Origin of the sequence: Microcystis sp. M015S2 (genome assembly GCF_020245945.1) — a bacterium.
Classification (GTDB): Bacteria; Cyanobacteriota; Cyanobacteriia; order Cyanobacteriales; family Microcystaceae; genus Microcystis.
In genome coordinates this window covers 1-8,103 of the sequence record NZ_JADBTX010000090.1, presented here as the reverse complement: position 1 = coordinate 8,103, position 8,103 = coordinate 1, and the positions used below count along the sequence as shown (strand labels likewise).

Sequence of the window (8,103 nt, the reverse complement as noted above, 5' to 3'; positions counted from 1 at the left end):
CGGTGCATAGCCATTACGACTGATTTGTTCGAGGTTTTCTCTTTGTTCCCCTGTTAGATTGACTTTATCTCGCCGACCTCTTCCCCTTAAAATGTCCTCTGCTTGTTCGAGCTATTGCCCTATTTTAGCTGAAACAGTCCACTAGTTATAATGAACTCTCGAAAATTAATTATGCAAGAACTCTAATAAAGATTATCGATGGTAGTTATAAACGACAAGGATGGGTGGTTTGGAACGAAAACGGACGTTATCCCGATGTGATCGTGGAATTAATGTCAGAAAGCACCGCAAAAATCGATTTAACTACCAAAAAAGACCTCTATGAGCGGACTTTTCGCTGTTCCCAATACTTCGTTTATAATCCCTTTGATGCCACTTCCCTGCGAGGTTGGGCGTTAGACCAAAATCAATGCTATCAAGAAATTATTCCCGACCACCGCGGTTGGTTATGGTATCAACGTTTGGGATTATGGTTAGGAGTCTGGATGGGCAGCATCCAACGAGAAGAAGCCCCTTGGCTACGTTTTTATGACCTAGACGGCAATTTAATGCTCCTACCTGCGGAATTAGCCGAAATTGAACGTCAGAATGCTGAAGGCGAACGTCAACGGGCGGAACGTTTAGCGGCGCAATTACGGCAATTAGGCATAAATCCCGATGAAACCGCGTAATCGGCCCAGGACTGACCCCTATCTCTAAAAACCGAAAACCCACACATTCCGATCTCGGTTTGTGTGGGCTGATTGTTCACTTAATTCTAAGATTGAAAGCTTACACTTTGGCGAAATCTAAGAGCTTAACTCAGAGTAACACCAGAGCGATCATAAGTTTAGGAAGAGAAGTCGGCCGAGAAGCGACGTTGAACGGTTTCCCCGTGGCCATTGTCATTGTCAATACCGATTTCAGAAGCACTTCTCCCTAACATCGATTGTTGACGATTTTTGACGGCATGGTGGTGACGCATCATTAAGGCGCGAGCTTGTTGTTCTGTAGACATAATCATTTCCTCCGAGCTGCAAATAGTGTTTCGAACTTTTTTAATCACCCACTAATATGTATAACATACAATTCTGTATCTATTTTTACAAAACGCCCTAATCCCAGAAAAATTAACAAAACTTTACAATAGGAGACGGTCGGCAGCAGTCAGAAGTCAGGAGATTGCTTTTATTTATTCTCCCCACCCCCCAATTCATAATTCATAATTCATAATTCCCAAGACATCAATCGCCCTCATACCTTAATCGAACTAGGTTCATCGACGGCGGCGATAATGCGATGACAACCGGAAAAGGGTTGCGCCCATTGATACTGGTGTTCTAAAGGATTACCCCAACAGAGACCGAGATATAATTCTGTGCGCGCCACATCTAATTCCGCCCATTCGGACTGGGCAACTAATTCGGCTAGAGAATCGGCGGAAATGGGACGACGAGAGTTAAGCGCCCACCAAAAATTCATATTAGGGGTGATACTGTTCCAAAAATCTAAAACCGAGGCTTTAGCAGCCACGAGAATTTCCTTGTCACCCGCCACGGCAACTAATTGATTATGAATTTCGGGATAACGGAGAGTGCGATCGCCCCATTGACAAACACGCCAGATAATGCCCGAAACCTGATATTTTTGTTGATAATCGTGAACTTGGCGGCGAAAATCTTGATAGGCGAAGACTTTGCCCACCTTTTCTAGATTGATCGCCTTGGCAATCACTGGATTATCAATGCGCTCCGCCGGAGAGAGTAACAGACGTTCCCCTTTGCAAGTGGCGTGCATTTCTCGCTCGAGGATTTCAATTAACTGCTGTGTCGAGTAAGCCATACTACCGCTCTTACCTGAGAGAGGATTTCTTTTTATCATAAACTCGAATTTCCGTAGTGGAAAGGCTCGATCGCTAGAAAATTGTCAATCATCGGAAATATTGGCAGTATACCCCTTAATACTTATCGGCGAAAAAACCCCTCAAAACACCTGTCAGGGAGAGAAGACAGTCTAACTGTCTAGTTTTACATCGGTTACTTTTTTTCTGGTCCAGATGGCGAGAATTGTCAGGAAAAGTCAACCCGTCACTCCCCCTCAAGGATTTTTATCGATTCCAGTTAATCGACAAAAACAGTACAAGTGTATTTAATTAACTGGCCGACGTTTAATTTATCCTACTATTCCCCTGTTCTATTTCTCCCAGTCTTATTAAAATTCTTGATTGTTTTGGGTCACTTCTAATTTGATTGATATCTTTATAAGTAAAACCCATACTAAATAATAACCATATTAATTCTTCTTTCTGATCGCTGCCACTAAATCCTCCTAGAATAGCGTCTAATCTTCTTTGATAGTTCTTTTGCGTTCTTTCCAGTGTATATCTCCCGATTAATTCTTCGATGTATTTTTGAATAGTAAGTCTTTGAAAACGATCAAATTCATATCTGGTATCATCATATAGTCTGTTTCTCTCCGATGCCAATTTCTCGTCGAAAGTCTCCATAATAGATATTTGAAATTCTTGGTACAACTCTAATAGCTTTTTGATCAGACTGGAGACAGGATTAATTGTCGATGGGCTAAATCCACCCATTACTTGGTCAATTTGTTCTAAATTAGGGTTTAAGGAACTAATAATAAAACCAAAGACTAGAGCAATGATTAAACCAACATATACATTATCCTCGATCGAGCTTAATAGAGAAAATATAAATTGAATGAAAAGGTATAAGAGTATTGATATAACAATTTTGACAGTTAATAAAAGAACAAAAGAATTTAAAAAATCCTTTTTTAAATTGGGAAATAAATGACGAATCCTAAAAGCTGAGAAATAGCTAATTCTAGTTTCAACTGATACTCCAATAATTATCGCAGTCACCACAAAAGGCCACCGATCTTCTCCCAGAAGTTTCCGTATTTCGCTAAAAAGATCGGTGGCGGCAGCTGCCTGAGAATCTACCAAAAATAGGTAATGGGTGAATGAACTGAAAAAAGGAAACTTATCTAATTCCGTTAGAACCTGACTACAAAATACCATTTACCCTGAGCCAACGAGTTTTCCAAGTGGGAGTAAAGATTTCGTAGTTTTTTTGTTTATTGACTTTGATATAGCCTTTGTCCTTTAGTTCTTTTAATTTATCTTGTAAGTCAGCTTCTCCAACTCTATCTGTTTCAATTTTAAAGCTTACGACAGTGGCAGCCCTAACTTTGAGTAAATCAGATAAAAGAGACTTCTCCTCGGAGGTTAAATAATTGTCAGACTTAGCTGAAGTCCCAGAATCACCCTTATAAGTGTCATTGTCTTTGGACTTAGGAGGAAATATGTCAAGCATTATGTTTTGTGTAGTTTATAAATACACTTCGACCAGTACACCTTGATCCTCAGTCATGACTCTCTGATCTCATGACTGAGATATGTCTGACTCTGATCTCATGACTGAGATATGTCTGAGTTTTTTGCGATAGAATAGAGATTGCGTCGATTGATGGAAGTTTATGGGGCGATCGCTTAAAGTAAAATCAGAATATATCCCTAGAGTCAAACAAGCACTTAAACGCAATGGTTACGCGACTCAACAGCTGCTTGCTGAGGAGTTAGGGTTAGCAAAATCGACTCTTAACCTTTTTCTTAACGGTAAATCGATTAGCAATCTTAATTTTTATGAAATTTGTCAAAAATTAGCCCTTGATTATCGAGAAATCGCTGACTGGGATGAGTTGGAGGAAACAGCGGCTGCCATGTCTGAGGATGAGGGAGAAAACCGGGCCGCGGATTTTTCCAAGTATGTTGAACGTCCTCCAGTGGAACAGCTTTGTCTGGAGACGGTGAGTCAAGCAGGTTCATTGTTGCGGATTAAATCGGCCAAGGGGATGGGTAAAACCCTATTAGTCGATAGAATTTTGAGTCAAGTTGACAAAAGACGGTATAAAACCGTCAGTTTCAGTTTTTTACAAGCAAGCAAAAGAATTATCAGCGATTTAGACCGATTGCTGTCTTGGTTTGCTTTGATTATTTCCAAGAAATTAGGGTTAGCAAATCTCTTTCAGGAAAAATGGCAAGAAGGATTAGGAATTTATAGCTGTACTGCCTATTTTGAAGATCATTTGCTCAAAAAGCTGGATAAACCCCTAATTTTAGTTTTAGAGGAGATAGATAGTCTCTTTGTTTATGCAAGCGTTGCCGACGATTTCCTTAGTTTATTTCGTCTTTGGCATGAGGAGGCAAAAAATAATAATACTTGGCAAAAGTTACACTTAATTATCACCTATTCCACAGAAAATTATGTTCCTGCTGACCTGAATAAATCTCCTGTGAATGTGGGAACAGAAATCCTGTTACCTGATTTTACTCCAGAACAGGTCTTGACTCTAGCCAATAAATATCAGGCTAACTTGGGAAAAGATGAACTGCAAAAAATAATTAATCTTGTTGGGGGACATCCCTATTTAATCCAAAAAGCGCTTTATGCAATTACCCAAAAACAGCTGTCTTTAGCAGATTTTGAACAGACAGCAGCCACGGAAGCGGGGATTTATGGGGATCATTTGCGAGGACATTTGCTAAACTTACAAGAACATCCAAACCTAGCAGCAGGAATGAAAAAGGTTGTAGAGTCGTCTTCTCCCGTTGATTTAGGTGCAACAATTAATTGGCAACTTCATAGTTTAGGATTAGTAACCTTTGTGCAGAATGCTGTTCAACCCCGTTATCCACTATACAGCGACTATTTTAGGTATCGCCTATCCTCCTAAAATCCGATATATTGAGTTAAACTGTTGTACATCTAAATCTAATATTCGTTTTCACCTGTTCCCCGTTCCCCCATCGAACCCAGAACTTTAAATGCGGACTAGCTTAGGGACAGATAACCTTTGATTAAATTATTCATCAAACTTAACCAATCAGACAAATTGCTAATTTTAATCCTATGGCGAACAATTTTTATTATGTTGGAGGCAGCGTTCCCCTAGATGCACCTAGTTATATCAAGCGGGAAGCAGATGATCTATTTTATAACTATCTAAAAAATGGACAGTATTGCTATGTGTTGAATTCCCGTCAGATGGGAAAATCAAGTTTGTGGGTACAGACACAAAAACGACTAAAAGAGGATAATATTGATTGTGCCACCATTGATTTGAGTGGTATAGGAAAAAACATCTCCGAAGATATTTGGTATCGAGTATTATTTGAGCAACTGGTTAAACGATTTGATCTTTCTATTCGGGAAAAAGAGCAAACTTGGTGGGATGAACGAGCCTATAAATCAGCTATTAATCGTCTTGATGAATTTGTTGAGGAAATTCTCTTAAAGGAGGTATCCCGACCTATTGTTATCTGTTTCGATGAAATTGATAGCGTTCTGAGTTTAAAATTTTCCACAGATGATTTCTTTGCTTGGCTGCGTAGCTGTCATGAAAAACGTCCCCATAATAGGGATTACCAACGTCTAACCTTTTGTATGTTGGGGGTAGCGGCAGTTTCTAACTTTATTCTAGATAATTATCGTAGTCCTTTTAATATTGGTCAAGATATTCGATTATCTGGATTTACTATAGGGGATGCCAGAAAACTGGCCGAGGGATTGCAGGACAAAGTTATCGCACCAGAACGGGTTTTAGAGGAGGTTATAGAGTGGACAGGTGGACAACCATTTTTAACTCAAAAAATTTGTCATTTAATCTCCACATCTCGCACTGGATTTGGCAAGGAATCCCCAGCAACCCCGATTAATGTCGGCGATTTTATCCAGTCGCAAGTAATTAGTAACTGGGTATCTCAAGATAGTCCAGAACACCTAAAAACTATTCGGAATCGTTTATTAAATAATCGTTTATTAAATAAGCGTGTCACGGGTAGAAGAATGCTGAAGCTTTACCAAGAAATTTTAAGAAATGGTGAAATTACCGATGATGGTAGTCCCGATCAAATAGAATTACGCTTGACGGGATTGGTAGTTCAAGACCGACAAAAGTTAAAAGTTTATAATAAGATTTATAGAAATGTTTTTAATGAAACTTGGGTGACAACGGAATTAAATAAAATCCCTGCATACTACGAAAGAGTAGATCAACTAGCTGAAATACTATTAAGGACTGAATTTGATGAGAATCAAAGAGCAGCTTTAATTGAGGAAATTCCAGCTTGGACAGGTGGTAACTTGGAGTTAAATATAATAGTTATCCTTTTGCTAATCGACAATAAAAACGAGTTACGAGAAGGACAAGAAAAACCAAAAATTGAACAATTGATTCAGAAAAATATTGTGGAAAATTGGTTACAAAATAAAGCGGCAGACCATCTCCAGAAAATACAAAACAGTCTCTTAACTCCTGATAAAAATGTTAGGTCAAGATTAGAAATCTATCAAGAAATTTTGCAGGGGAGAGTCTTTGCTGATAACAAACCAGAAAAATTGGCACTTCAGCAAGCAGAATTAGTGATTAAAAATGATGAGTATCTAGAAGTTACCAATCGAATTTATAAAGAGGTATTTAATGTTCAATGGGTTAAACAAGAACTAGAAAAATTAGTTGAGGTGGAGAAATCTCCTGCTGATTTAACTAAAATATTATCTTTCTTGGCACTATTAGGCTTTCTTGGATTTACTTTTTGGTCATTAAAGACTCCTGAAGTCGTGGTGACATCCTCACCTAGTATTCCAGAAATTTGTGCTAAACGAGATTTTAATATTACCTTAGAAAAGAATATTCAACAACTGCAAGACTTGAAAAGGAAACAAGGTAATCAGTTTCCTGAAAATTGCGCGACTCAATTAAATGAATTAAGGTTAATTCAGCAAGCAGTAGGACTAGCTACCAATAATTTTGTGGCTGATGTGCCGGGTAGAGAAGGTGGTTTTGAAATTTTGTGCAAAATCCCCCCAACTTCTGATAACTTTAAAGAAGCTCAATCTTGGGCAAAAAGTTGGCATAATGACAGATATTGGAAATCGCGCATCGATCGAGCTTTGCAAGATAATCCAAATTGCCAAAAACTTATTGAATAAACATTAATTTTTCAATCACTAAATACCCCATCGCTACCCGTTAATTCCTCGGATAATGATACTCGGATTCCTTCCCTTCCCCGTGACCAAAATAAAAAGAATAGGTCAGAAACATTGAAGGATTGACTCCTGATAACAGGAGAAAAATTAACCTGTGTTTTTTTTTGACATAAAACAATTACCTGCGTATAATAGAGGAGATTGCCAATCATTAGCCAGAGAATTAAACTAAAAATAAAAGTAAATGCCATGACTATAATCCATCCAAAAAATTGAAAAGCGACTTGAGATATGCGACTATCCTGTGTTAATCCATTGGCGAATTCTCCTGCCTCTTTGGTACTAAAGAAACCCACCGCCATTGTTACCCAAAAACCACAAAAAAGATGTACTGGAATTGATCCCACTGGATCATCAATTACTTTAGTTTTAATTAAAAATTCTTCTCCTAATAAGACAATAATGCCACCGAGGATAATAGCCGATTTGATATTAACATCACCTGAGGATGCCATGATCGGGGCATCTCATCTTTATAAATCTACTAAGTTGAAATTTTTAAGGGCAAAAGCTATGCTAAAATTGGTTGTTGGGTTGGATTTTATCAATCAATCCAGGTTTTTGGGGGGTATAACCCCCGAACCCTGGAGCGCATTAATTTTTCCATGAGATGCTCACCGGAAGTTGTTGATGTATTTATAATGATTTAAGAGTCACTGATATATTTAATGAAAAACTAGGCCAATCCAGGACTAGATAGCATCGTGATAAGGGGGATAGGACTTTGGACTCCGCTAACGATCAGAAAATTCTCGGCTATTTCATCGAAGAAGCAAAAGAACACCTAGAAACTTTGGAACAGGGGATTTTAGACTTAGGCAATCTCGTGAACAACCATGAACAGATGAACGAGATGTTTCGTGCCGCCCATTCCGTCAAGGCAGGGGCGGCCATGTTAGGCTATAGCAGTATCCAAAAAACTGCTCACCGTCTTGAGGATGCTTTCACAATACTGAAAGAAAATCCCCTAGAAGTGGATCAAAAATTAGAGTCTTTGTTCCTCAAGAGTTATGATCTGCTTCAGATATTGATCGATAAGCTGCAGGCT

Annotated in this window: 8 protein-coding genes and 1 pseudogene; 4 read left to right on the top strand and 5 right to left on the bottom strand. The window is 38.7% G+C overall.

The genetic code is table 11. From position 1 onward, the window contains the following. Window positions 1-194: 194 nt before the first annotated feature. Window positions 195-671 (top strand): annotated as a pseudogene (locus IM473_RS16090) (Uma2 family endonuclease); the annotation flags it as partial. Between the two features lie 158 nt (window positions 672-829). Here the strand turns inward: IM473_RS16090 and gifA are convergent. The 4 genes from gifA to IM473_RS16070 all read right to left on the bottom strand — a co-directional run bounded on the left by gifA (window position 830) and on the right by IM473_RS16070 (window position 3,317). After that, window positions 830-997, bottom strand: coding sequence for a glutamine synthetase inactivation factor IF7A (gene gifA, locus IM473_RS16085; RefSeq protein ID WP_002739262.1), 168 nt, complete (start codon window positions 995-997; stop codon window positions 830-832). Between the two features lie 236 nt (window positions 998-1,233). Then, window positions 1,234-1,821 carry a hypothetical protein gene (locus IM473_RS16080; protein ID WP_287660408.1) on the bottom strand — a complete coding sequence of 196 codons (588 nt, stop codon included), beginning with the start codon at window positions 1,819-1,821 and terminating at the stop codon, window positions 1,234-1,236. A gap of 325 nt (window positions 1,822-2,146) precedes the next feature. Beyond that, on the bottom strand, window positions 2,147-3,022 hold the full coding sequence (locus IM473_RS16075) for a hypothetical protein (protein WP_287660407.1): 876 nt from the start codon (window positions 3,020-3,022) through the stop codon (window positions 2,147-2,149). Next, entirely contained in the window at window positions 3,009-3,317 is a 309-nt protein-coding gene (locus tag IM473_RS16070) for a hypothetical protein (RefSeq protein WP_287660406.1), read from the bottom strand. Before IM473_RS16070 ends, IM473_RS16075 begins: the two co-directional genes overlap by 14 nt. Window positions 3,318-3,480: 163 nt before the next feature. Between IM473_RS16070 and IM473_RS16065 the strand changes: the two genes are divergently transcribed. Both IM473_RS16065 and IM473_RS16060 read left to right on the top strand, forming a co-directional pair. After that, window positions 3,481-4,737: an AAA-like domain-containing protein gene (locus IM473_RS16065; protein ID WP_287660405.1), complete on the top strand. Its 1,257-nt coding sequence runs from the start codon at window positions 3,481-3,483 to the stop codon at window positions 4,735-4,737. A gap of 176 nt (window positions 4,738-4,913) precedes the next feature. Beyond that, window positions 4,914-6,995: an AAA-like domain-containing protein gene (locus tag IM473_RS16060; protein WP_287660404.1), complete on the top strand. Its 2,082-nt coding sequence runs from the start codon at window positions 4,914-4,916 to the stop codon at window positions 6,993-6,995. A gap of 11 nt (window positions 6,996-7,006) precedes the next feature. On the opposite strand, the gene IM473_RS16055 is transcribed toward IM473_RS16060, so the two are convergent. Then, window positions 7,007-7,510, bottom strand: coding sequence for a hypothetical protein (locus tag IM473_RS16055; protein WP_287660403.1), 504 nt, complete (start codon window positions 7,508-7,510; stop codon window positions 7,007-7,009). A 269-nt stretch (window positions 7,511-7,779) separates the two neighbouring features. Between IM473_RS16055 and IM473_RS16050 the strand changes: the two genes are divergently transcribed. Beyond that, the coding region (locus IM473_RS16050; protein ID WP_287660402.1) for an Hpt domain-containing protein at window positions 7,780-8,103 on the top strand (324 nt) is incomplete at its 3' end.

Excerpts from the sequence above, each read along its gene's own strand:
- IM473_RS16075 (WP_287660407.1), bottom strand. The coding sequence starts at position 3,022 with ATGGTATTTTGTAGTCAGGTTCTAACGGAATTAGATAAGTTTCCTTTT.
- IM473_RS16055 (WP_287660403.1), bottom strand. The coding sequence starts at position 7,510 with ATGGCATCCTCAGGTGATGTTAATATCAAATCGGCTATTATCCTCGGT.
- IM473_RS16065 (WP_287660405.1), top strand. The coding sequence starts at position 3,481 with ATGGGGCGATCGCTTAAAGTAAAATCAGAATATATCCCTAGAGTCAAA.
- IM473_RS16070 (WP_287660406.1), bottom strand. The coding sequence starts at position 3,317 with ATGCTTGACATATTTCCTCCTAAGTCCAAAGACAATGACACTTATAAG.
- IM473_RS16060 (WP_287660404.1), top strand. The coding sequence starts at position 4,914 with ATGGCGAACAATTTTTATTATGTTGGAGGCAGCGTTCCCCTAGATGCA.
- IM473_RS16080 (WP_287660408.1), bottom strand. The coding sequence starts at position 1,821 with ATGGCTTACTCGACACAGCAGTTAATTGAAATCCTCGAGCGAGAAATG.
- gifA (WP_002739262.1), bottom strand. The coding sequence starts at position 997 with ATGTCTACAGAACAACAAGCTCGCGCCTTAATGATGCGTCACCACCAT.